This window comes from Pseudarthrobacter sp. CC12 (assembly GCF_039907755.1).
GTDB lineage: Bacteria > Actinomycetota > Actinomycetes > Actinomycetales > Micrococcaceae > Arthrobacter > Arthrobacter niigatensis.
In genome coordinates this window covers 1-23,434 of record NZ_JARDJH010000017.1, presented here as the reverse complement: position 1 = coordinate 23,434, position 23,434 = coordinate 1, and the positions used below count along the sequence as shown (strand labels likewise).

Sequence of the window (23,434 nt, the reverse complement as noted above, 5' to 3'; positions counted from 1 at the left end):
ACTAGTTCCGGAAGTATCTAGATAAGCGTACTAAACCCGTCAGTAGATCGCCAACGGCGCCAATGGCTCACCCGAAGCGGCCGGAAACGTAGTCCTCGGTGGCCTTCTGCACGGGGTTGCTGAAGATGGTGTGGGTATCGCCGTACTCGATCAGCTTGCCCGGCTTGCCGGTGCCCGCGATGTTGAAGAACGCCGTCTTGTCGGACACACGCGCGGCCTGCTGCATGTTGTGGGTCACGATCACCACGGTGTACTGGTCCTTGAGCTCGTTGATGAGGTCCTCGATGGCCAGGGTGGAGATCGGGTCCAGGGCGGAGCAGGGCTCATCCATGAGGATCACCTGCGGCTCCACGGCAATGGCACGGGCAATGCAGAGGCGCTGCTGCTGGCCGCCGGAGAGGCCGGAGCCGGGCTTCTCCAGCCGGTCCTTGACCTCGTTCCACAGGTTGGCGCCCTTGAGCGAGCGTTCCACCAGGACGTCGGCCTCGCCCTTGGAGATCTTCTTGTTGTTCAGCTTCACGCCTGCCAGCACGTTGTCCCGGATGGACATGGTGGGGAACGGGTTGGGCCGCTGGAAGACCATGCCGATCTGCGAGCGCACGGTGACAGGGTCCACGCCGGGTCCGTAGAGGTTGTCGCCGTCCAGCAGGACCTCGCCCTCGACGCGGGCGCCGGGGATGACCTCGTGCATGCGGTTCAGGGTGCGGAGGAAGGTGGACTTTCCGCAGCCGGAGGGGCCGATGAACGCGGTGACGGACTTGGCTTCGATGTTGATGCTGACGTCCTCAACGGCGAGGAAATCGCCGTAGTACACGTTCAGGTCCTTGACGTCGATGCGCTTAGACATGGTGTTCCTTCACTTACTGGGTATGGATTGAAGTCTAGGATCCGCCACGGGTGGGCGGAAGATGCGGCTGGTCTGGCTACCGGCCCGTTTTGGGGGCGAAGATCCGGGCGATCAGGCGTGCCACCAGGTTCAGGACCATCACCAGGATGATCAGCACCAGCGCCGCACCCCAGGCCCGCTGTGAGGACGGGTCCGGGTTGGAGGGCGAGGTGGGGTTGAGGATCTGGGTGTAGATGAACGTGGGAAGCGAGGCCATCCAGCCGCCGAACACGTTGGAGTTGATGCTGGTGGCAAAGCCTGCGGTGACCAGGATGGGCGCCGTCTCACCGATAACCCGGGCGATCGCCAGGGTGACGCCGGACGCGATGCCCGAGATCGCCGTCGGGATAACCACCTTGAGGATGGTCCGCCACTTGCGGACGCCCAGGGCATAGGCGGCCTCGCGGAGCTCGTTGGGGACGATCTTGAGCATTTCCTCGCTGGAGCGGACCACCACGGGGATCATCAGCACGGAAAGCGCGACCGCGGCGACCGCACCAGTCTTGGTGCCCGGGCCCACCACCGCGAAGAAGAACGCGGCTGCGAACAGGCCGGCCACGATGGACGGGATGCCGGTCATGACGTCCACGAAGAACGTGATGGCCTTGGCCAGGCGGCCGTCGTGGCCGTACTCCACCAGGTAGATGGCCGTGAGCAGGCCCACGGGAACGGAGATGACGGTGGCCAGCAGCGTGATCTGCACCGTGCCCAGGAGGGCGTGGTAGATGCCGCCCATCACCGGGGCGCCGCTTTCCACGGCCTTGTTGTCGAAGGCGCCGGTGACCCCGTTCATGGAGGTGGTGAGGAATCCGGGGTCGATAAGTCCGGGGATGCCGTTGACCAGTACGGTCCAGATCACCGAGACGAGGGGCAGCAATGCCACCAGGAACGAGCCGACCACCAGGCAGGTGGCCAGCTTGTCCTTGGCCTTGCGGGAGCCTTCCACGGCGGCGCTCCAGGAAACCAGGCCAACGGCGAACAAAATCGCCGAAACCAGGCCCCAGCCGAACGGGTTGAAGCCGATCAGGGCGAGGATGGCGGCCCCGACGATCAGGGCTCCGACGAGCACTGCATAGGGTGCATACTTGGGCAGCTGGCCCTTGGTGAGGGCAGACCGCTTGCTGCGGACCGGGGTAAGCGTGGAGGTCATTTAGTTGGCTCCCGAGAATTCTTTGTGCCGGGTGATGACCCAGCGCGCGATCATGTTCACGCCAAGGGTGATGACGAACAGCACCAGGCCCGCGGCGATCAGGGTGCTGACCTTGAGGCCGCTGGCTTCGGGGAAGTTCAGGGCGATCTCGGCGGCGATGGTCTGGTTTCCGGACTGGATCAGGCTGGCGGTCAGGGCACCGGAGGAGAGCACCAGGGCAACGGCCATGGTCTCGCCGAGTGCGCGGCCCAGGCCCAGCATGATGGCGCTGATGATGCCCGGACGGGCGAAGGGCAGCACGGCCATCCTGATCATCTCCCAGCGGGTTGCACCGAGCGCGAGGGCAGCTTCCTCATGCAGCTTGGGGGTCTGCAGGAAGATCTCGCGGGAGAGCGAGGTGATGATGGGCAGGACCATGACGGCGAGGACGATGCCCGCGGTGAGGATGGTCTTGCCGGTGCTGGACGCAGGGCCTTGGAAGATGGGGAGCCAGCCCATGTTTGCTGCGAGCCAGCCGTACGCCGGGGAGATCTCCTTGGCAAGGAAGGCAGCGCCCCAGGCGCCGTAGACCACGGAGGGGATGGCGGCGAGCAGGTCCACCACGTAGCCGAGTCCGGAGGCGAGGCGGCGGGGTGCGAAGTGGGAGATGAACAGCGCCACGCCGATGGCGATGGGGGTGGCGATCACCAGCGCGATGGCTGCGGCGATCAGGGTGCCGATCACGATGGGCCAGATGTAGGCGAAGAAACCCTGCCCGCCCTGGATCTTGTCTGCGGGCGCGGTCAGCGCGGGAATTGCCTGGACTACCAGGAAGAGTGCGACGCCGAAGAGGACGGCGAGGATCAGGCACCCGGCGGCGAGCGTGGCACCGGAGAAGACTTTGTCCCCGGCGCGCCCGGCGCCCTGGGTACTGGTCAGGGAGGTGGCGGTCATTCGACGGCCCTTCGATTCGTTGCTGGATTAAGGAAGCGGGGTGCAAAGCCAAGTTCCCCGCACTGCCATCCGGCAGGCGGGGAACCCGGTTTTACAGCGTTGGCTAGGACTTGACCTTGATCGAGTCGATGGCCTTGGCGGCCTTTGCTGCGAGGTCGGAGGACAGCGGGGCGGACTTGGCCGAGTCTGCTGCAGCCTTCTGGCCTTCGGAGGAAACTACGTAGTGCTCGAAGGCCTTGATCAGGTCAACGGTCTCCTGCTTGTCGTAGGTGGTGCACAGGACGTGGAAGGACACCAGGACGATCGGGTAGGCTCCGGCGATGGTGGTCTTGCGGTCCAGCTTGATGGAGAGGTCGTTGGCGGCGCGGCCGGCGACGGGCTGGCCGGCGTCCACTGCCTTGGCAGCAGCGTCGGCGGAGATCTTGGTGAAGGAGTCGCCCACCTTGATCTGGGCAACGCCCAGCTTGCCGCTGACGGCGGAATCGTCAGCGTAGGTCACGGCACCGGGGGTGTCGGTGACGGTCTTGACCACACCGGAGGTGCCCTTGGCGTTTTCGCCCTTGAGGCTGGCGGGCCAGATGCCGGCGGCCTTGTCGGTCCAGACGTCGGACGCGGCGGCGGACAGGTAGTCAGTGAAGTTCTGCGTGGTGCCGGAGTCGTCGGAGCGGTTTACCGGCGTGACCTTCAGGTCCGGCAGCGTAACGCCGGCGTTCAGGGCAGCGATGGCGGGGTCGTTCCACTTGGCGATCTGGCCGCGGAAGATCTTGGCCACGGTGGTGGCGTCCAGCTTCAGGTCGGTGACGCCGGGAACGTTGAAGGCCACGGCGATCGGGGAGATGTAGACGGGAACGTTGATGGCGCCGTCGGGTCCGCAGACGGACTTGGACGAGGCGTATTCATCATCCTTCAGGTAGGCGTCCGAGCCTGCGAACTGGGCCGAACCGTCCAGGATTGCCTTGCGGCCCGCACCGGAGCCGTCCGGGGAGTACTGCACGGTGGCGCCTGAGTTGGCGGAGGCGAAGTTGGTCTTCCAGGCGTCCATGGCTGCGCCCTGGGCGGAGGAACCAATGCCGGTCAGCGTGCCGGTGACCTTGGGGCCGCCGGCGGACTGGGAGCCTGCAGGCGCGGTGTTCGTGGCGTTGTCTGAACCGCAGGCGGTAAGCGCGAGTGCGCCGGCTGCGATAACAGCGATAGCCGCGTGGCGGCCGAAGCGGAGTGCCTTCACTAGATGTACCCCTTCCAGGGTTATTCAGGTGCGGGACAGGGACGGAGAACCCTGCTGCGCGATGCGTACGTTTTGTACCTTCAAGTAAGTTATGGGCCGCAGGTAACGGGATGGGCTGTCCAAAGTGAACGGAGGATTAACGACGGCGGGATTTTGGCTGACAAATGCCGGGTCACCATTGCGCAGATCACACGCGTGGCCGTAGTGCACCTGAGCAGGGCAGGGGATCGGCACTGAATAGTATTGGACCCATGGCCATCCCAGCAGGACTCTCAACAACTAAGCGGTTCCTGCGCAGCCGGGTCCGGACCGGGCTGATCCGCAGCCGCAACTCGTTTGTCCCTGCCATCCAGATGACGGTCTGCGCCGTGGGCGCCTACGCCTTCGCGGAGTACATCCTTGGCCACACCGGGCCGCTCTTCGCCGCCACCTCGTCCCTGATCGCCCTGGGTTTTTCCCGTGAGCCCCGGCTGCGGCGGGTGATGGAAGTCGGCCTGGGCTGCACCATCGGCATCGCCGTCGGTGACCTGCTCCTGCACTGGCTGGGGGGCGACATCTGGGTGGCCGCCGTCGTGCTCCTCTTCTCCATCCTGCTGGCCCGGTTCCTGGACAGCGGAAACATCTTCACCACCCAACTGGCGCTGCAGTCGCTGCTGGTGGTCTTGCTCCCGGCACCGTCCGGTGGCCCGTTCACCCGCAGTATCGATGCTGTGGTGGGCGGCATGTTCGCCCTGCTGGTGACCATCCTTGTGCCCAAGGATCCCCGCCAGGAGCCGCGCCGGGATGTGCGGAAGCTGCTGCATGAACTGGCGGAGGTACTGCGGGAATGCGCCGGCGCGCTGGTCAACAGTGACTCCACGCAGGCCTGGCACGCCCTGATCCGCGGCAGGAACTGCCAGCCCCTCGTGGATGCCATGCGCCAGTCCCTTCGCGCGTCCGGCGAGGTTGCCACCCTGGCTCCCGCCTACCGCCGGCACCGCGATGAACTGGACCGGCTGAAGCAGTCCCTGGATTTCATCGACCTTGCCCTGAGGAACAGCCGCGTGTTCGCCCGCCGGCTGACCAGCGCCATCAACCACACAGCGCTCTCGGATGAGGCGACGGACAGCATCGCCGGGGTGCTGCAGGAGACGGCCGCCGCCATCGACGAGCTGTCGCTGGGGCTCGCGGAGACGCATGAAGGAGTGCGCCGCGCCCACCTGCGCACTGCCCGTCGGGACCTGAGCGAGATCGCCCTTCGCCTGCATCCCAAACTGCTGGAGGTCCAGCGGCTGGAAGGCGAAACCGTCGTCATGCTGTTCCGGCCGCTGATGGTGGACCTCCTGGAAGCCACCGGCATGGACGCCGCCGAGGCCAGGGACGTCCTGCCCGCGCTCTAGTGTCGGTGGCCGCCACTAGGGTTGGACGCATGGCAACAAAGACATCCCGGGCGTCCAAGGCGCCCGCGTACAAATGCGCCGAGTGCGGCTGGACCACGGCCAAGTGGGTGGGCCGCTGCAGCGAGTGCCAGGCCTGGGGCACGGTTGAGGAAACGGGCACCGCCGTGGCGCGGACGACGGCGGCCACCACAGTCGTGGAGCCTGCGCGCCGGATTGCCGATGTGGACGCCACCACGGCGGCTTTCCTTCCCACCGGCGTGGACGAACTGGACCGGGTGCTGGGCGGCGGATTGGTTCCCGGCGCTGTCATCCTGCTCGCTGGCGAACCCGGCGTCGGAAAATCCACGTTGCTGCTGGACGTGGCCGCCAAGTTCGCCCGGACTGCCCAGGATGTCCTCTACGTCACCGGCGAAGAGTCGGCTGCCCAGGTGAAGCTGCGCGCCGAGCGGATCGACGCCGTCGCAGAATCCCTGTACCTGTCGGCGGAAACGGACCTGGGGCAGGCCCTGGGGCAGGTGGAAAAGATCGAACCTCGGCTGCTGATCGTGGACTCCGTGCAGACCCTCAGCAGCGCCGACGTCGACGGCAGCGCCGGCGGCGTATCCCAGGTCCGCGAGGTGGCGGCATCGATCATTGCGGCCGCCAAACGGCGGAACATGACCACCCTGCTGGTCGGTCACGTCACCAAGGACGGATCCATCGCCGGTCCCCGCCTGCTGGAACACCTGGTGGACGTGGTGTGCCAGTTCGAGGGCGAGCGGCACTCCCGGCTGCGGCTCCTGCGCGCGGTGAAGAACAGGTATGGGCCCACCGACGACGTCGGGTGCTTCGACCTCAATGAGAACGGCATCGAGGGCCTGGCCGATCCGTCCGGACTGTTCGTCAGCCGCACCAAGGAACCTGTCTCCGGGACCTGCATCACGGTCACCATGGAGGGGCGCCGTCCCCTGCTGGCGGAGGTGCAGTCGCTGCTCGCCGAAAGCCCCAACTCGCAGCCGCGCCGCGCCACCAGCGGCCTGGACAGCTCGCGGGTGTCCATGCTGCTGGCCGTCCTGCAGCAGCGTGCGGGCACCCTGCTGCACAAGGATGACTCCTACGTTGCCACCGTGGGCGGGGTAAAGCTCAGTGAACCTGCCACGGACCTTGCCGTCGCCCTTGCCGTGGCCTCAGCCAAGGCCCGCAAGCCATTGCCCATCCGCCTGATTGCCTTTGGCGAGGTAGGCCTGGCCGGCGAGGTCCGGCCCGTTCCCGGGATCAACCAGCGCATCCAGGAGGCCCACCGGCTGGGGTTCACGCACGCCGTGGTTCCTGCCAGCCACACGGGGCCTGGGCCTGTGCCGGCCGGCTTCTCGGTGCGGGAAGTGGAGCACCTAACGGAGGCGCTCAGCCTGTTAATCGGCTAGCAGCCCAAGCCTGGCGGTCGTAGGGCCTGGCGGCCGCCCGGTTTCCTGGCGGGTACTCTAGGTGCAGAACCTTCAGGCAAACGGAGGTCGTTGATTTCTGTGCTGGGGGAAGCTTGGTGATGCAGGAACAGCAGGGCGTCGCAGACGTTGCCGGCCAGGCACGCAGGGCACCCATGCAGCCTGTGGTGTCGGACCGTCTGGATAGCCTGTTCGGGGGGCTCAGTGCGCGCAAGCGCATAGCGGTGTGCCAGTTGCCGGTCTCGGCGACTGTCGGACTGGTGGTACTTGCCGCGGCCGCCTTCAGCCCGGCGACGCTGGCCAGCAACCTGTTCATGGCGGCCCTGCTGTTCCATGTGGCCATCGCGGCCGCATGCGTTGCCATCCCGTGGGGCAGGCTCCCGGCAAGCGCCTTCGCCGTTATTCCGCTCCTCGACTGCCTGGCCATCGGGTTCACGCGCGAGGCGGGAGGCCCGGCCTTCAGTGTCCTGAGCGTGACGCTGCTCTTCCCCGTCATTTGGCTCTCTGCGCAGGTCCGGCCGTACATGCCCGTCCTGGCCATTGTGGGAACCGTCCTCAGTACGGTGGCCCCCTCATTCGTCCAGGGCTCGGTACCGGCGGGCGGATCCATGATCCGTGTCCTCATCCTCCCGTTGGTAATGGCCGTCGTCGCGGTCAGCGCCCACGTCGTAGCCACCACCCTCCGCCGGCATCGCGCGCGGATCGTTCAGGATGAGCAGGACCTGGCGCGCACCCTGGACGAAAGCGTCCGCCGCCAGGGCCTGCTCGACGCAGTGCTGAAGGCCGTGGGTGTGGGCGTGTGGGTGGTGGATGCCCGGGGCCGCACCGTGCTGGCAAACAAGGCCATGCGCACGGACCCTGCCCTGGCCGGCGTCGTGGATCCTTCCGGCGGGCAGGGCCTGCTGATGGCGGACCGTTGCACCCCCGTACCGGCGGCCCTTCTACCCGCAGCGCGGGCCGCAGCCGGGGACGCCTTTGCGGACGAGCTGTACTGGGCCGGCCCTCCGGAGCGGCAGCATGCCTACTCCGTGAGCTCGCATGGTTTCCCGCCGGTGGGTGGCCAGGGAGCCGGTGCCGTCATTACCTTCGTTGACGTCACCAGCCTGGTGAGTGCGCTGGCCGCCAAGGACGACTTCGTTGCCACTGTCTCTCACGAGCTGCGGACACCGCTGACCTCCATCCTGGGCTACCTGGAACTGGTCCTGGACGAACCCGGCCACGAGGACGTCAGGGAGGAGCTCAATGTGGTGCGCCGGAACGCAGAACACCTGCTGAACCTGGTCAATGACCTCATCGCCGTCGCATCCGAGCGCGTTGACCTCTCACTCGAGGAGACGGACCTGGCCCGCCTGCTGGCGCTGGAGGTTGACGCCGCCCAGCCCAAGGCGGCCGGCAACGGGCTCCAGCTGGTGCTTGACGCGGAGGAGCCGCTCCCAGCCAGGGTGGACCCGGAGCGGATCAGCCAGGTGTTCCGGAATCTGCTCTCGAATGCCATCAAGTACTCCCCCAACGGCGGCACCATCACGGCCCGCGCCCTCAGCACCGGCTCGGGCATGGCGTGCTCCATCACCGATACCGGGCTGGGGATGACCGCCGAAGAGCAGGAACAGGCGTTCACCAAGTTCTTCCGTTCGGCGCGGTCACGCGAAACGGCCATCCCGGGCGCCGGCCTGGGACTGCCCGTCAGCAAGACCATCGTCGAAGGCCACGGAGGTTCCATCAGCCTGGACAGCGAGCCCGGCGTGGGCACCACGGCAACGTTCATCCTGCCGCACGCCTAGCCAGCCCGGAGCCTTGCCAGCCCCCAAAGCCGGGAAAGGGTTGCGGGCAGGCAATTCAGGACGGGGCGCCTGCCAGCCAACTGGAAACGTCGCTGCGCAGCACCAGCAGCGGGCCGCCGGTGGCGCTGACGTTGCCGTTTGCCACATAGTATCCCCGGCCCGAGCCCGTCCCCCCGGCCGCGCGGTCCAGGGCATCCACCAGATGCCGCGGCAGGTGGCCCTGCGGACCAAGGCTGCGGAGCTCGTCCACTTCTTCCGGCGTAAGCCGTCCCAAAACCTCAGCAATGTTGGCCACGAGTGCTCCTTTCGAGCGGAGTGACTGGCAATGTGCCTGAAGGAATAACCTAGAGCAGCGCCGTGAACTCCACGTTAACGGCGGACGGCAACTGCACTTTTCTGACGATCCGGAGACCCAATGCCCATTCGAAGCGCAGGCATCCTGCTGTACCAACAGGACTCCGCCACTCCCGCGGAGGCCCGGGATGGCTTGCAGGTGTGGATCGCCCACATGGGCGGTCCCTTCTGGGCGCGCAAGGACGCCCACGCCTGGTCCATTCCAAAAGGTGAGTATGCCGACGGCGAGGATCCGCTGGCCGCGGCGCTGCGGGAGTTTGCAGAAGAGATGGGGACCGCGGCCCCGGAGGCCGAATACCGGCTGCTGGGCGAGTTCCGGCAGTCCTCGGGAAAGCTCATCACCGCCTATGCCGCCGAAGCCGGGTTCGCCCCTGAGGTGGTCTCCAGCAACACGTTCCCGTTGGAATGGCCCAAGGGGTCCGGCAAAATCCAGCACTATCCCGAAATTGACGACGCCCGCTGGTTCCCGGAGCAGGAGGCCCGGACCAAACTCGTGAAGGGCCAGCTGCCCATCCTGGATGCACTGGTTGAGGGCCTGGCAGCCAGCTAGAAGACCTGCGTGGATGGCCCGCTCCCTCCGGATCGCCGGTACAGTGCGGGAACGCCGGAGGGTTCCGGCGTCCCCGCACCATTCCGGCGTTTTCAGCGTCTGCCTAGGCGCCGGCGATCACCAGGGCAACGCTGTGTCCACCGAAGCCGAACGCGTTGACCAGGCCGGCACGCGGGGATCCGGCAGCCAGGGCCAGGGAGTTTTCGGTCACGACGTTGAGGTCCACTTCCGGGTCCAGCGACTCCACATTCAGCGTCCCGGGCAGGTGTCCGGTGCGCAGGGCTTCGAGGACCACGACGGCGGCCAGCGCACCGGCGCCGCCCAGCAGGTGTCCGGTGTGCCCCTTCGTGGACGTGACCGGCACGGAGGCGCCGAAGACTGCATTGATCGCCTGGCCTTCCAGCCGGTCGCCCACCGGGGTGGACGTGGCGTGTGCATGCACGAAGCCGATGTCAGCCGGCTGCATGCCTGCCGCATCCAGTGCCTTCTGCATGACCCGCCGCTGCATCGCGGGATCGGCGGCCACAATGTCGTTGGCATCGGAAGTCACCGCTCCGCCGGCCACGGCCCCAAGGACGGCGGCACCGCGGGCACGGGCGTGCTCCTCGCTCTCCAGCACCACCACTCCGGCGCCCTCGGCGAGCACAAAGCCGTCCCGGCCGCCGTCGAAGGGACGCGAGGCCCGCTGCGGGTCATCCGAACGGGTGGACAGGGCACGGATCTGGGCGAAGCCGCTGATCACCAGGTCATTGACGGAAGCATCCACACCGCCGGCAATCACGACGTCGGCAGCACCGGAGCGGATCAGCTCTGCCGCCTGCACAATCGCCTCAGCCCCGGAGGCGCAGGCGCTGACAGGCGTCCGGGCGCCCCCGCGGGCACCGAGGTCGATGGACACCCACGCGGCCGGCCCGTTCACCATCAGCCGGGTCAGGGTATGGGGCGACACCTTGCGCGGACCTGACTGGTTCAGTGCCCGGTCCTGCTCGATGGTGGAACCCAGTCCGCCGTAAGCGGACCCGATCACCACCGCGAACCGTTCAGGGTCCACGTCGGGGCTGCCGGCCTGCGTCCAGGCCTCCCGGGCCGCAACCAGGGCGAGCTGGCCGCAGCGGTCCATCCGCTTCATTTCGCGGGTGCTGAGGTGCTCCGAAAGGTCAGCGGTGACTTGGCCGGCCATTTGGACCGGCAGCTGTTCCGCCCAGTCCTGGTCCAGCACCATGATTCCGGAGCGGCCGTCCAGCAGGGCTTCCCAGGTTTCCTTGACCGTGGAACCAAGGGGGTTGATGGTTCCGGTGCCGGTTACTACGGCGCGGGGTGCAGGAGTTTCCACAAGTGCCTTACTTCGCCGGGTTGTGCGTGCCGATGGGCAGCAGCGTCAGGTCAGGGTGGTTCTTCTCGATCCGGCGCAGCGCCCAGACGTCGTTGAACAAGGCGAGGTATTCGCCGTCGGACCGCAGGAGCACCTCGGCGCCCGGAACGTTTGCCAGCGCGGGCATGGCATCCGCCGTCGAAATCCTGGCCAGCGAGTAGGGCAGGCGCTCCAGCCGCATGGGGGCGCTGAAGTCGTGCGCCATGCGGTCCTCCACCACTTCGAACTGCATGGGCCCGACGGCGGCAAGCACCGGCGCCTGGTCTCCGCGGAGGTCGGAGCGGAGCAGCTGGATGACGCCTTCGTGTTCCAGCTGCTCGATGCCGCGGCGGAACTGCTTGAACTTGCTGGGGTCCTTGGACCGGGCCACCTGGAAGTGCTCAGGGGCGAACAGCGGGATGGCCGGGTATTCCACCGCCTCCTCGAGGAACAGGCTGTCTCCCACCCGCAGCGAGGAAGCGTTGACCAGGCCCACCACGTCGCCGGGGTAGGCCTCGTCGATGACCTCGCGTTCGCGGCCGAACACCTGCTGGGCGTACTTGGTGGCGAAGGACTTGCCGGTGCGGGTCTGGGTGACCACCATGCCGCGCTCGAAAACGCCGGAGCAGACGCGGATGAAGGCCACGTGGTCGCGGTGCGCCTTGTTCATGCCCGCCTGGACCTTGAACACAAAGCCGGAGAACGGCGATTCGACCGGTCGCGGCTTGCCGTCGATGTCCGGGCGGGGCGCGGCCGGCGGGGCGAAGTCAACCAGCGCGTCCAGCAGTTCCTTCACGCCGAAGTTCAGCGCTGCGGAGCTGAACAGGATGGGGGTGGCCTTTCCGCCGTGGAAGGCCTCGACGTCGAAGTCCAGGTTTGACTCGATCACCAGACCCGCTTCGTCGACGGCCTCGGACCAGTTGCTGCCCTGGTCCTCGGCTGCTTCCTCGGGGGTGAAGTACTCGGTGATGGCAATCTGGGCTCCGGCGTTGTTGCGCTGGAACCGGGCGAAGCGGTCGTTCCGGAGGTCCCAGACGCCGCGGAAGTCGCCGGAGATCCCTACGGCCCAGGTCAGCGGCATCGGCTGCAGGCCGGTGCGTTCGGTGATCTCGTCCATCAGGGCCAGCGCGTCCAGGCCGGGACGGTCCCACTTGTTGATGACGGTGATGATGGGCAGGTTCCGCTGCTTGCAGACCTCAAAGAGCTTCATGGTCTGGGTTTCCAGGCCCTTGGCGGCGTCCACCAGCATGACGGCGCAGTCGACGGCGGCGAGCACGCGGTAGGTGTCTTCCGAGAAGTCTGCGTGGCCGGGGGTGTCCAGCAGGTTGATGACAGTGTCCCGGTAGGAGAACTGCAGCGCGGCGGAGCTGATGGAGATACCGCGGTCCTTCTCCATCTGCATCCAGTCCGAGACCGTTTCCTTGCGGTTGGCCTTGCCGCTGGAGGCTCCCGCGGTACCGATCACCTTGGCATGCAGGGCGAGGGCCTCCGTGAGCGTGGACTTGCCGGCGTCAGGGTGGGAAATGACGGCGAAGGTCCTGCGGCGGCCCGCCTCCTTGTGAATCTCGGAGATCCGGGCGGGGGTCAGGACATCTTGGGACACGGTGCTACTTTCGCTGCGGTTGTGGCTGCCCAGGGCCTTTCGGGTTCTGCACTGCGGCTCACGGGCGGGAATGTCATTGGCAGAGGGCCAAAGTACAAGTTTATCGCAGGGCCGCAAACCGGTCCCGGCTGCGCTTAACGCGGGCGAAACCGGACGTTCAAAGCCTCGAAATGCCGGGCCGTTAGCTTTGGCGCATGATCCACGGCGCCATTTTCCCGGGCAACCTCTTCTTCGATCCGCTCGCCACCAACCTGGCCGCCGGCCCGGCTGGTGCGGCCACGCAGGGGCCGGCTGCTGCCCTTCCGTCAGCCGCGCAGCGAAAACGCGGCGTCCAGACCGCGGCCGAGCACAAAGCGCTCCGGGCGGCGTCCCTTTCGAAGGTCAGCCGGGATTTGGAGCGGATGCTCCGGGACCGCAAGCGCTGACGTTTCCCCGGCCACCCCGCCGACCGGCATGATGTGCTTATGCGCAGCATCGAACTGGTCTTTGATGACAACACCGCCGCCCTCCTCCGCGCCGACTGGGAGAGGCTCGGGGCCGCCGGCCTCCCAAGCCTGGCCGCGCACACCTCCCCCAGCAACAGCCCGCACGTCACGCTCGCCGCAGGCATGGACCTGCAGGCCGGGCAGGAAGGACCTTGGGCAGCATTGCCCCTGGACATGACGTTTTCCGGAGCCATCGTTTTTCCGGCCGGCCCGGGCAAATATGTGCTGGCCCGCGCGGTCCTGCCAACCGCTCCCCTGCTGGACCTGCACCGGCGCCTGCACCAGGGCCTTTCCGGTGCGCAGCCGCTGACGCTGCCGGGCGCCTGGACTCCGCACGCCACCATCTCCCGCCGCATCCCCGGTCACCAGCTGGGAACGGCCCTGGACCTGCTGGACCTGCGCATCGTCGGCCGATGCGCGGCGGCGCGGCTGTGGGACAGCAGCACTAAAACGGTGACGCCGCTGGCCGGGGCGGCCTGAGCGGAGATCCCGGCCGCGGGCCGGGAGCACGAAAAGTACCCATCGGGTGCGTGGCCCGGACTGCACTTTCCCCGCTGTCCGGCCCACCCCCTAATGAGGCACTTTGGGGCTTGCCCGTGCGGAACTTGGGCTTCTTACCCCTATCATTGAGCTTGCGGGAACCAGAGCACTTTTTGGTCCTGCCGGACAACTGCAGATGCCGGCATTCCTGCGGGCGGCGGTCCGCACCTTCGAAGGGAAACACCTATGGCGCGGAGCCCCGAAGAATCGCTGAGGGCCACGCTGGGCCGGGTTGCACCCGGAACTCCCCTCCGCGACGGCCTGGAACGGATCCTCCGGGGGCGCACGGGCGCACTGATCGTCCTGGGCTCTGACCGCACCATCGATTCCATCTGCTCCGGCGGCTTCGATATCGGCATCGAGTTTTCGCCCACCCGCCTGCGGGAGCTGGCCAAGATGGACGGTGCCATCATCTGCGACAAGGACGCCGGCAATATCCTGCGCGCAGCCGTCCAACTGGTCCCGGACTCAAGCATCGAAACACAGGAGTCAGGCACCCGCCACCGCACGGCGGAACGGGTGGCTAAGCAGACCGGAGTGCCTGTTATCTCCGTCAGCCAGTCCATGCAGATCATCGCCCTGTACGTTAACGGTTTGCGGCATGTCCTGGAGGGTTCCGAAAACGTCCTGGCACGCGCCAACCAGGCTCTCGCCACCCTGGAGCGGTACCGTGCCCGGCTGGACCAGGTCACCAGTTCGCTGTCCGCGCTGGAAATCGAAGCAATGGTGACGGTACGGGACGTTGCAGTCACCCTTCAGCGGCAGGAAATGGTCCGCCGCATCTCCGAGGAAATTTCACAGTATGTGCTGGAACTGGGCGAGGACGGCCGGCTGCTCTCCCTCCAGCTCGACGAACTCACCGTGGGAAGGGGGCCCGGCAGCGACGTTATTATCCGCGACTATGCCAGCCCTAATGCCTCCGCGGATGACATCGACAAAGCCGTCCACGAACTGGTCAACCTTGGCCCCACGGAACTGATCGACCTGGGCAAGATCGCGGCCATTGTTGGTTTCGCGGGCGGGGAAGCCAACCTCGATGCAGTGGTCCAGCCCCGCGGGTACCGGCTGCTGTCCGGCCTGAAGGCAGTTCCCAAGGCCGTAGCCGACCGCCTGGTGGACCATTTCGGCGGCCTGCAGTTCCTGATGGCTGCCACCATTGACGACCTCATGACCGTTGACGGGATCGGTGACCAGCGCGCCCGCACTGTGCGCGAAGGCCTGAGCCGGATGGCAGAGGCCAGCCTCCTGGACCGCTTCCTCTGAAATCCCCATCCGTGGGATGACGCCCATCGAGTGCTCCGTCGTTGTCGTTATGAAGCCTGAAAGCGACAGTTACGCAGCAATCGATGAAAGGGCAGCTCAATTCAGCTGGAAGACGGCCTTGGGGCTGGCCCGCGAACCGAGTTTCGCGGTGAAGATGTAGTACGCCCCGCCGCCACCGGGGGCGGCGGCCACGGCTTTGCAGCCATCGGCGCTGCGGTTCCTGCCCCACGGAAAGTTGGCGGTTTCGCTGGCGCCCGGCGCAATCACCTTCACCAGGTCCTCGCTCGAAGCCTGGCAGTCCTTCGAAGAGAAGATCCGGTCAGCGCCGCTGGTGACCAGGAACTCCATCTGTGAGGTTCCGATGTTGACCTCGCAGGGGACGGTGCCGCCGTTGGTCACTTTCAGGGTGAGCAGCGGGTTTTCGCCCGGGCCGTAGGAGGGCTTGTCGGTGGCGGCCGTGACGGTCACCAGGTTCTGGTTGCAGGTGGGGGTCGGCGCCACAGTGGGCGTCGGTGAGGCGGATGGAGTTGCCGGGGCCGAAGCTGAGGGGGCGCCTGCCGAAGCCGCAGAGGCGGAATCGGTGGAGGAGGGCTGGGTGGATGAGGCCTGCTGCGAACCGCCGCGGAAGGCACCGGCGAGCGCGAAACCGCTGACCACCAGCACGATTGCAAGCAGGAGCGCGCCGCCGGCCGCCAGGCGCCGCCGCCGGTACACGGCGGCACTCGGTTTCCGGACGCTGCTGGAACCCGCTGCAGTGCCGCGCGCTGATGAATTGCCTTGCCTGCCCATCCTCCTAGGCTAGGGAAACCCACCGGATCTGCACTGCCACCACGCCGCCGCAGCCGCATCGCTCTCGTCACAACCGGTTTGCCGCCCGCGCGAACCCATCCACTACAGTGTTGGCATCGACACTCAAACCTCCCCCATCACGCCTGCCCGGGCGGACAATGCAGAACTGGACCAGCTCCACCAACGGATCAACGGGTGGTTCGCCGGCATTGCCCGCGATTTGCCCTGGCGTGAACCCGGTTGCTCCCCGTGGGGCGTCCTGGTCAGCGAGATCATGCTGCAGCAAACACCGGTGGTCCGGGTCCTCCCCGTGTGGCAGGAGTGGCTCAAGCGTTGGCCCACCCCCGCCGGGCTGGCGGGCGAACCGGCAGGGGAAGCCGTCCGTTCCTGGGGCCGGCTGGGCTACCCCCGCCGGGCGCTGCGGCTGCACGCCGCAGCGGCCGCGATCGTGCAGGACCACGGCGGCAGGGTCCCGGACGCCCACGCCGAGCTGCTGGCCCTTCCCGGGGTGGGCAGCTACACGGCCGCCGCGGTGGCAGCGTTCGCGTACGGCCGCCGGGAAACGGTGGTGGACACCAACATCCGCAGGGTGCACGCCCGGCTGGTGTCCGGCGTCGCACTGCCCGCCCCTGCACTGACGGCGGCGGAGATGCGCCTGGCCGCTGCCCTGCTGCCGGACGACGACGATACCTCCGTGCGCTGGAACGCCGCGGTGATGGAACTTGGGGCCTTGGTGTGCACCGCCCGGGCGCCGAAGTGCGCCGCCTGCCCGGTCAAGGACTCCTGCGCCTGGCTGGCGGCGGGTGAGCCCCCGCCGTCGTACGTTCCCAAGGGGCAGGCATGGCACGGCACCGACCGCCAGGTCCGCGGCGCCGTGCTGGCCGTGCTCCGGCTGGCGGAATCGCCGGTGCCGCCGGACATGTTCCAGCGTGAACCCGCCGACCTTGGCTTCGCCCCCGAAGGGATCGGCGTGCCGCTGGCCGCGCTGCACCGGCTCAACTCCGCGCCTGAACAGCTGGAACGGGCGCTGGCGGGGCTGCTGGCGGACGGGCTGGCGGAGATGCACGACGGCGGTTACCAGCTTCCAGCCTGACCCGCCGGGGCGCCCGCCCGGGATGGCATACTTCTTGGTGACCGGAACCGGGGGAAACGTGAAGACCATTCTGTACATCGTGTGGGCGCTGTTCGTTGCCGGCGTGGTATTTTCGCTGCTCTACGCGGCCCGCAGGACCAGGCGCCAGCAACAGCAAATGGCGTCCTGGCCGAAGGCGCAGGCAACGGTCACCGGCAGCGCCACCGGCTGGACCAGCGGCATTGGCGGCTCCAGCAGGAACCTCCGCCACTTCCCCACGTACCAGTTCACGGACCCGCGCGGCACCCTCTTCATGGGCAAGTCGGAGATTTCCGGGGTGCAGCCGCCTGTGCCGGGCTCTCTGATCGAGGTGGCCTACAACCCGGCGGATCCCAATGAGTCACTCCAAGTGTCATCGGAGCCACGTACCGCCACGGGGTGCCTGATCGCGTTTTTCGCCGTCTTCGCGGTGGCGTCGTTCTGGTTTATCGGCATTTTCCCGATGGGCTGAGTGTCCCGCCGGCGCGGTAGCCTGAAGGCATGCACAAGCCGGGACTGCTGGTGGCATTGGGGATGGCTGCGGCGCTCCTTTCCGCCTGCGGGCCGGCCGGCAGCGCCTGCCCGGCGATTGCGCAGGCCACCGCCGTGACCGTGACAGTCACCGCCGGCTACTCCTCCCAGGTGCGCACGTTGCACCTGCGGGCCTGCCAGGACGGCACCTGCAAGGAGTCCGACGCCGAACTGCGCGCCGGCAGCTCCTCCGTGGGTCAGGGGTGCACCGAAGAGGGTGCCTGTTCGGCCACCGCATCTCCGGACGGAACCAAGGTGGCAACGCTGATGCTGGAGACGCTTACGGAATCACCCATGGTGGTGACCGCTTCCGGCACGGCTTCCAACGGCACGGCGCTGGCCGTCCGCACCCTGGAGTTCCGTCCGCAGGCGCTGTATCCATTCGGTGAGCAGTGCGGAAAGTTCCTGTCGGCATCCCTCACGCTGGACGGCGGCGGGCTGCACCAGCAGCCCGTACCCCAAAAGCCGCCGGGCTAGAAAAACACCGGCTGGGTGAAGGTATCGCCCCCAGGGTTTCCGGGCAGCGGTCCTCCGGCCACCGGCTCAGCGCTCCAGTCGAAGCCGAGTTCGGCGAGCAGTTCCTCCACGGAGGCCTGGCCGTCCAGCACTTCGATTTCCTGGGAGTTTTCTGCAAGCGGCCGTTCCATGGCATCGAGCTTATTCGCAGGAACCGTTTGGCGGCTCAGGGCTCGCCGAAGCCGGCCTCCACCAGGCCCCCGACATACTCCACGGCCTTTTCCGCGTCGGCGCCCCAGGCTTCAACGTGCAGCACCGTACCCTTGCCTGCCCCGAGCGTCATCAGGCCGGTCATGGACGCTCCGTCCACCCCGTTGATGGTGACCTCCGCGTCAAGGGAGGCCAGGCCGCCTGCCACTTTCGCGGCGGGCCGGGCATGCATGCCTGCCTGGTTGACCAGTTCGAAATCGCCGGTGAAGTCAGGGGCGGCGCTGGTGGGAGATTCAAGGTGGTCCGTTCCGCCGGCGGCCGGTGCCGGCTGGCCGGCGGGGATCCCCACGCCTTCGGCCGCCTTCCGGACCGCCTGCACATCTGCTCCACCCTGCGCGGCGACGGCCGCGGCCACCAGTCCTTCCACCAGTGGTGCGTCGGCGAGCAGGACGCCCGCGGGGTTCTCCAAAAACTCGAGGGCCGATTCCGCGGTCATCACTGCTGATCCCAGGTCCGTCAGCACGACGGTGCCCTCCGCACCAGCCCCTGCCGCCTGCCCACTGGCTGCTTCCAGGGCGGCGAGGACCTTCTCCAGGCTGGTGCCGATCCTGCCATCATCGGTGCCGCCGGCTGGAAGGATCACCACGTCCGGTGCCATTTGGGCGGCCAGCTCCACGGCGCCGTCGGCAATCTTTGCGCTATGGGACACCACCACGATGCTTACGGTCACGCAGCTGCCCCAACGGCCGCGCGCAGGATCAAAGCGCTGGAGGCTGCCCCGGGGTCCCGGTGGCCAGCGCTGCGTTCGCCAAGGTAGCTGGCGCGGCCTTTCCGCGCCACCATGGGGTCGGTGGCCACCGCCCCTGCCTCGGCAGCCTCAGCGGCGGCCACCAGGACGCCCAGAACATCCGTACTGCCGCCGTCGGCTGCCGCGCGGGCAGCATCAACCGCCGGCGTCCACGCATCCACCATGGTCTTGTCCCCGGACTCAGCCTTGCCGCGCGCCACGATCCCGTCCCGGGCCGCTGCCAGGGCGCCTGCCCAGGCGGAGGCATCAATTTCTGCGGAATCACCCAGGGCGGTGGCAGCGCGAAGGAACGCGGTCCCGTAAAGGGGGCCGGCGGCACCGCCTACCTTCGACATCAGGGTCATGGCGGTCATCTTCAGCGCGGCCCCCGGCGTCTCGGGCGTCGATTCGCCCAGTTTGGCAAGGACCGCCTGGAAGCCGCGGTCCATGTTCTCGCCGTGGTCAGAGTCCCCGATGGCGCGGTCCAGCTCGATGAGTTCGACGCGGTGTTCAGCCATGGCCTGCGCGCACAGCGTCAGCCACTTCACGGCCCAGTTTGCATCAAGCACCACGGCTACACGCCCCAGCGCAGGGCGGCGGTGTGCACGGGGGCGTCCCAGAGTTCCGTGAGCTCGTCGTCGAGCCGGAGGACCGAGATGGAGCAGCCCTGCATCTCCAGTGCGGTGATGTAGTTGCCCACCAGTGTCCGTTCCACGGTGGCGCCCGCGTCAGCCAGGACCTGCACTGCCCGCCGGTACACGATGTACAACTCGCTCAGCGGCGTGCCGCCCATGCCGTTGACGAAAAGCAGGACCTTGTCCCCGGAACTGATCTTGAGGTCGGCCAGCACGGGTTCCAGCAGGCGGTTGGTGATGCTGTCGGCGTCTTCCATGGGAATCCGGTGCCGGCCGGGTTCGCCGTGGATACCGATCCCAATTTCGATCTCGTCGTCGGCGAGGTCGAAACTGGGCGTGCCCGCGTGCGGCACCGTGCAGGCCGACAGTGCGACGCCCATGGTCCTGACGTTGGCGTTGACCCGTTCGCCGATGGCGGCCACCGCGTCCAGGCTGTCGCCACGCTCGGCGGCAGCACCGGCAATCTTCTCCACTAGGACGGTGCCGCCCACCCCTCGGCGGCCGGCGGTGTACAGCGAGTCCTCCACCGCGACGTCGTCGTTGACCAGTACGGTCCGGACGCTCACCCCCTCAGCCTCGGCCAGCTCGGCCGCCGTCTCGAAATTCAGGACGTCCCCGGTGTAGTTCTTGACGATATGCACGACGCCGGCACCTGAGTTGACGGCGAGGGTGGCGGGAAGGATCTGGTCCGGGGTAGGTGAGGTGAACACAGCCCCGGGCACCGCGGCGTCGAGCATTCCCCGTCCCACGTAACCGGCATGCAGTGGCTCGTGCCCGCTGCCGCCGCCTGAAACCAGCCCCACCTTGCCGTCCACTGGCGCGTCCTTGCGCGTGATGTAGATGGGGTCTTCACTGACGGTGACCAGTCCGGCGTGCGCCAGGCCGAAGCCCTGCACAGATTCCTGGACGACGGATTTTGGATCGTTGATGAGTTTCTTCATGGCGGTGCTCCTGGCTGTGCTCCTGAAGGATGTGTCTCCGACCCTACTACCGGCATCACGGCTGGCGGTAGGTTCCTCCGGTCCCGGTTTTCCGGCCGCCCGCCAGGGCAACCGGTCCGGGACGCAGCAAAGGGACAGCCCCCAATGACTGTCCCTTTCCTGAGGCCCCCCACATACCGGCCTCCAGAAGTTTATCCATCAATTCGAATAAAGCAAACAGGCGTTTGCCCTGGTGGAAGGCCCTGCTTCCTAGAGGGTGCGGATCATCCGGGTGTTGCCAAGGGTGTTGGGCTTGACGCGCGCCAGGTCGAGGAATTCTGCCACACCTTCGTCATGCGAACGCAGGAGCTCCGAATACACTTCCGGGTCCACGGCGGACTGGTCCGCCATCACCTCGAAGCCGTGGCGCTTGAAGAAGTCCACCTCGAAGGTCAGGCAGAAGACCCGGGACACCCCGAGGGCCCGGGCCTCCTCCAGCAGGCTTTCCACCAGGACGTGCCCCACTCCCTTGCCGCGCCATTGCCCGGACGCGGCAAGGGTTCGGATTTCGGCGAGGTCCTCCCACATGACGTGCAGGGCCCCGCAGCCGATCATTTCGCCGTCGCTGGACTCAGCGATGCGGAACTCCTGCAGGCTCTCGTAGTACGCCACCGTCTCCTTCGCCATAAGGATGCGCTCCTCGGCCAGGGGAGCCACAAGCTTCTTGATGGCGTGGACGTCGCTGGTGCGTGCTGGGCGGATGTGGAAGGAGTCGGTCACTAGGCAATCCTACGAGGCGCAGGAGCGGCCGGGAGCCTACAGCCCCAGTTCCGCGGGCAGCTCAAGCTCCTGTCCCAGGACGTTCTTTGCCAGGAACCACTCCACCACCTGGTACCAGACCTTGGCGTGCTGGGGCTGGAGGACCCAGTGGTTTTCGTCCGGAAAGTAGAGGAACCGGTGCGGGGTCTGCCCGTCCTGGTCCGCTGCCAGCCGGGACTTGGACAGGAGCTCGTACCAGAGCCGCAGGCCTTCCCCGATGGGCACGCGGTAGTCCTTGTCGCCGTGGATCACCAGCATGGGCGAACTGATCTTCTCCGCGTGCAGGTGCGGTGAATTCTCCAGCGCCATCTCTTCGGTCATTTCCTTCAGCCAATACTGCGAGGCATCCGTTGTGGGTCCAAACTGGTCCAGCGCCCACAGGCTGGCGTGGGTGACCACGGCCTTGAACCGGTCCGTGTTCCCCGCCACCCAGTTGGCCATGTACCCGCCGAAGGAGCCTCCCATCGCAGCGGTCCGGGCTTCATCGATGTCCGGCCGTTCCACTGCGGCGTCCGTGACGGCCATGAGGTCCGTGAACGGCGCCTTGCCCCAGGCTCCCCAGCCGCGCTGGATGAAGGCCTGGCCGTAGCCCGTGGACAGTGCCGGGTCCGGCAGCAGCACCGCGTAGCCCTTTGCCGCCAGGAGCCACGGGTTCCACCGCCAGGTCCAGGCGTTCCAGGATCCCAGCGGGCCGCCGTGGATCCAGAGCAGCATCGGCGCGGGCGCCTCCGCTGATGCGCCCTCAGGCAGGGCCAGGTAGGCCGGAACCCGGGAGCCGTCCGGAGCCGTGGCGGCAATCCGCTCCAGCCGGCCCGGGCGGGACGGCCGTTCGGCCGGTGCAGGCAGGCAGGTGGTTTCCCCGGTGGCCACGTCGATCCGCACGGCTTCGGGCGGGAATTCGTACGAGCTGCGCAGGGCGTAGGCATAACGGCCATCCGGGGAGATGACGACGTCGGAGTATGCCGCAGCGTCCTGCGTCACCCGGGCGATGCCCACCTCAGCCGCAGCCGCCGGAACGCTGACCCGGAAAACCGGCGACGCGCCGTCGTCGTCGGCTGTGACCAGGAGGGCGGACCCGTCTGGAAGCCATGCTGCCGGCTTGGGCCAGCGGTCCCAATCGTGGGCAAGGGGCTGGAGGCCGCCGGGCTCCCCCGGTCCGCCGGAGACGTCCAGGAGGTGCATCCTGATCTCTGGAGCCTGTTGCGGGGTGGAGTCGCTTTCGCTGAGCACCACCAGGGTCTTGCCGTCCGGGCTGACCGGACCCGGGAAATAGCTCATGCCCTCCTGGTCCAGGAGAACCTTGAGGCTGCCCGATGCCACATCCACCGCCACCAGGACGGATCGGCTGTCCGCCCTGGCGAGGGGTCTGGTGTAGCTGCTGTAGACGGTCTTTCCGTCCGGGCTGACCACTGTCTCAGCTTCCCTCAGCCGCGGGCCGGCAGCGGGCGTAAGGTTGCGCAGGACCAGGGGCGCAGTGGAGTCAACGGTTTTGGGCTTCCCTTGCTCCTTCTCTTCGCCGGTTTCCACGGCGAAGATCCGCGGCTGGCCGGGACCCAGGTCGGCGTCCCAGTATCGCACCGGGTACTCGCTGTGCAGGATGGCCGAAACTTTCCGGTCCTTGCGGGATTTGCGCCGTTCAGCGTCGTCCTCCTCATCCGCGGAACCTGCCAGGACCTCGGCGGCCACGAATGCCGCATCAGCGTTCCTGGCGGTCATCACCTTGCCGACGCCGCCGGGCCGGCTGAGGACCACCCTTGCTTCCCCGCCGTCTGCCGGAAGGAGCCAGAGGGCGTTGACTGGCTCTTCATCGGGGCTGTCCGGATCGGGCCGCGCGGACGTGAAGTAGACATCGCCGTTCGCGGCGAACGCCGCGCCGGCCTCGCCCTTGGCACTGCGGGTGATGCGCCGGGCATGCTTTTGCCCCGCAGGGTCCAGCTCCCACAGCGCACTGGCATATTCGGTGCCCTTGCCGTTCAGGGTACTGACGGTGGTCACCAGCCGGGAGCCGTCGGGACTCAGGGCAAGGCCGCTTACCCGTGGGATGGACAGGTAGTGGTCGAGGTCGTGGAAGGGGGTCAGTGGTTGCTCGTCCGGGATCGCCGGATTCTGATTAGCCATGCCTTCGATTCAACATGGTTTGTGCCGCCGATCACAATGCGAAAGCCCCGCCGCTCCTTGTGAACTGGTCCCCGAAAGTTGGACTCGTAAATGTACGAGGTCAACTCTAAGGGCTTAGCTGCGGTTCTCGAAGAAGT

General features: G+C 67.2%; 24 protein-coding genes. 10 read left to right on the top strand and 14 right to left on the bottom strand.

The window, feature by feature from the left end:
- Positions 1–67: 67 nt before the first annotated feature.
- From pstB to pstS, 4 genes are all read right to left on the bottom strand, one after another.
- On the bottom strand, positions 68–847 hold the full coding sequence (gene pstB, locus PV772_RS12965; RefSeq protein WP_018763202.1) for a phosphate ABC transporter ATP-binding protein PstB: 780 nt from the start codon (positions 845–847) through the stop codon (positions 68–70).
- A gap of 76 nt (positions 848–923) precedes the next feature.
- Positions 924–2,036, bottom strand: coding sequence for a phosphate ABC transporter permease PstA (pstA, locus tag PV772_RS12960; RefSeq protein ID WP_141158546.1), 1,113 nt, complete (start codon positions 2,034–2,036; stop codon positions 924–926).
- Positions 2,037–2,969, bottom strand: a complete 933-nt coding sequence (gene pstC / locus PV772_RS12955; RefSeq protein ID WP_141158547.1) for a phosphate ABC transporter permease subunit PstC — start codon at positions 2,967–2,969, stop codon at positions 2,037–2,039. It lies immediately after the preceding gene.
- Between the two features lie 103 nt (positions 2,970–3,072).
- The gene (pstS, locus tag PV772_RS12950) at positions 3,073–4,194 is read right to left on the bottom strand and encodes a phosphate ABC transporter substrate-binding protein PstS (protein ID WP_347886403.1); all 1,122 of its coding nucleotides are present in this window, start codon (positions 4,192–4,194) and stop codon (positions 3,073–3,075) included.
- 251 nt (positions 4,195–4,445) lie between these two features.
- On the opposite strand from pstS, the gene PV772_RS12945 reads away from it, so the two are divergent.
- The 3 genes from PV772_RS12945 to PV772_RS12935 all read left to right on the top strand — a co-directional run bounded on the left by PV772_RS12945 (position 4,446) and on the right by PV772_RS12935 (position 8,775).
- The gene (locus PV772_RS12945; RefSeq protein ID WP_141158549.1) at positions 4,446–5,573 is read left to right on the top strand and encodes an FUSC family protein; all 1,128 of its coding nucleotides are present in this window, start codon (positions 4,446–4,448) and stop codon (positions 5,571–5,573) included.
- 29 nt (positions 5,574–5,602) lie between these two features.
- Entirely contained in the window at positions 5,603–6,976 is a 1,374-nt protein-coding gene (radA, locus tag PV772_RS12940) for a DNA repair protein RadA (protein WP_347886402.1), read from the top strand.
- A 119-nt stretch (positions 6,977–7,095) separates the two neighbouring features.
- Positions 7,096–8,775 (top strand): HAMP domain-containing sensor histidine kinase, encoded by a 1,680-nt coding sequence (locus PV772_RS12935; RefSeq protein ID WP_347886401.1) that lies wholly within the window; start codon positions 7,096–7,098, stop codon positions 8,773–8,775.
- A 55-nt stretch (positions 8,776–8,830) separates the two neighbouring features.
- On the opposite strand, the gene PV772_RS12930 is transcribed toward PV772_RS12935, so the two are convergent.
- A complete protein-coding gene (locus PV772_RS12930; protein ID WP_141158552.1) occupies positions 8,831–9,070 on the bottom strand; it encodes a hypothetical protein in 240 nt (79 codons plus the stop codon).
- A gap of 120 nt (positions 9,071–9,190) precedes the next feature.
- Between PV772_RS12930 and PV772_RS12925 the strand changes: the two genes are divergently transcribed.
- A complete protein-coding gene (locus PV772_RS12925) occupies positions 9,191–9,679 on the top strand; it encodes an NUDIX domain-containing protein (protein ID WP_307358762.1) in 489 nt (162 codons plus the stop codon).
- A gap of 103 nt (positions 9,680–9,782) precedes the next feature.
- Here PV772_RS12925 and PV772_RS12920 read toward each other — a convergent pair whose 3' ends face one another.
- On the bottom strand, positions 9,783–11,012 hold the full coding sequence (locus tag PV772_RS12920; RefSeq protein WP_347886400.1) for a beta-ketoacyl-[acyl-carrier-protein] synthase family protein: 1,230 nt from the start codon (positions 11,010–11,012) through the stop codon (positions 9,783–9,785).
- A gap of 7 nt (positions 11,013–11,019) precedes the next feature.
- Positions 11,020–12,633: a peptide chain release factor 3 gene (locus PV772_RS12915; protein WP_347886399.1), complete on the bottom strand. Its 1,614-nt coding sequence runs from the start codon at positions 12,631–12,633 to the stop codon at positions 11,020–11,022.
- Between the two features lie 194 nt (positions 12,634–12,827).
- Between PV772_RS12915 and PV772_RS12910 the strand changes: the two genes are divergently transcribed.
- The 3 genes from PV772_RS12910 (at position 12,828) to disA (ending at position 14,921) form a co-directional block, all read left to right on the top strand.
- A complete protein-coding gene (locus tag PV772_RS12910; protein ID WP_347886398.1) occupies positions 12,828–13,058 on the top strand; it encodes a hypothetical protein in 231 nt (76 codons plus the stop codon).
- 39 nt (positions 13,059–13,097) lie between these two features.
- Entirely contained in the window at positions 13,098–13,598 is a 501-nt protein-coding gene (locus PV772_RS12905) for a 2'-5' RNA ligase family protein (RefSeq protein WP_347886397.1), read from the top strand.
- A gap of 246 nt (positions 13,599–13,844) precedes the next feature.
- The gene (gene disA / locus PV772_RS12900) at positions 13,845–14,921 is read left to right on the top strand and encodes a DNA integrity scanning diadenylate cyclase DisA (RefSeq protein WP_141183018.1); all 1,077 of its coding nucleotides are present in this window, start codon (positions 13,845–13,847) and stop codon (positions 14,919–14,921) included.
- A gap of 96 nt (positions 14,922–15,017) precedes the next feature.
- Here disA and PV772_RS12895 read toward each other — a convergent pair whose 3' ends face one another.
- Positions 15,018–15,710, bottom strand: a complete 693-nt coding sequence (locus PV772_RS12895; RefSeq protein WP_141158559.1) for a hypothetical protein — start codon at positions 15,708–15,710, stop codon at positions 15,018–15,020.
- 274 nt (positions 15,711–15,984) lie between these two features.
- Here PV772_RS12895 and PV772_RS12890 point away from each other — a divergent pair, with 274 nt between their 5' ends.
- Genes PV772_RS12890 through PV772_RS12880 form a run of 3 tightly spaced genes read left to right on the top strand, consistent with a single transcriptional unit; the run spans position 15,985 to position 17,829 of the window.
- A complete protein-coding gene (locus PV772_RS12890; protein ID WP_347886396.1) occupies positions 15,985–16,803 on the top strand; it encodes an A/G-specific adenine glycosylase in 819 nt (272 codons plus the stop codon).
- 58 nt (positions 16,804–16,861) lie between these two features.
- The gene (locus PV772_RS12885) at positions 16,862–17,293 is read left to right on the top strand and encodes a DUF3592 domain-containing protein (protein WP_347886395.1); all 432 of its coding nucleotides are present in this window, start codon (positions 16,862–16,864) and stop codon (positions 17,291–17,293) included.
- A 29-nt stretch (positions 17,294–17,322) separates the two neighbouring features.
- Positions 17,323–17,829, top strand: a complete 507-nt coding sequence (locus PV772_RS12880; protein WP_141183015.1) for a hypothetical protein — start codon at positions 17,323–17,325, stop codon at positions 17,827–17,829.
- Here PV772_RS12880 and PV772_RS12875 read toward each other — a convergent pair.
- The 6 genes from PV772_RS12875 to PV772_RS12850 form a co-directional block, all read right to left on the bottom strand.
- Positions 17,826–17,999, bottom strand: a complete 174-nt coding sequence (locus tag PV772_RS12875; RefSeq protein WP_347886394.1) for a hypothetical protein — start codon at positions 17,997–17,999, stop codon at positions 17,826–17,828. The two genes, PV772_RS12880 and PV772_RS12875, sit on opposite strands and share 4 nt — an antisense overlap.
- Before the next feature lie 35 nt (positions 18,000–18,034).
- Positions 18,035–18,748, bottom strand: a complete 714-nt coding sequence (dhaM, locus tag PV772_RS12870; RefSeq protein WP_141183014.1) for a dihydroxyacetone kinase phosphoryl donor subunit DhaM — start codon at positions 18,746–18,748, stop codon at positions 18,035–18,037.
- Positions 18,745–19,377, bottom strand: a complete 633-nt coding sequence (gene dhaL / locus PV772_RS12865) for a dihydroxyacetone kinase subunit DhaL (RefSeq protein WP_141158564.1) — start codon at positions 19,375–19,377, stop codon at positions 18,745–18,747. Before dhaL ends, dhaM begins: the two co-directional genes overlap by 4 nt.
- A gap of 2 nt (positions 19,378–19,379) precedes the next feature.
- Entirely contained in the window at positions 19,380–20,381 is a 1,002-nt protein-coding gene (gene dhaK / locus PV772_RS12860) for a dihydroxyacetone kinase subunit DhaK (protein ID WP_141183013.1), read from the bottom strand.
- Positions 20,382–20,630: 249 nt separating this feature from the next.
- Positions 20,631–21,140 carry an amino-acid N-acetyltransferase gene (locus PV772_RS12855; RefSeq protein WP_141158566.1) on the bottom strand — a complete coding sequence of 170 codons (510 nt, stop codon included), beginning with the start codon at positions 21,138–21,140 and terminating at the stop codon, positions 20,631–20,633.
- Positions 21,141–21,176: 36 nt separating this feature from the next.
- On the bottom strand, positions 21,177–23,297 hold the full coding sequence (locus PV772_RS12850) for a prolyl oligopeptidase family serine peptidase (protein WP_347886393.1): 2,121 nt from the start codon (positions 23,295–23,297) through the stop codon (positions 21,177–21,179).
- Positions 23,298–23,434 lie beyond the last annotated feature (137 nt).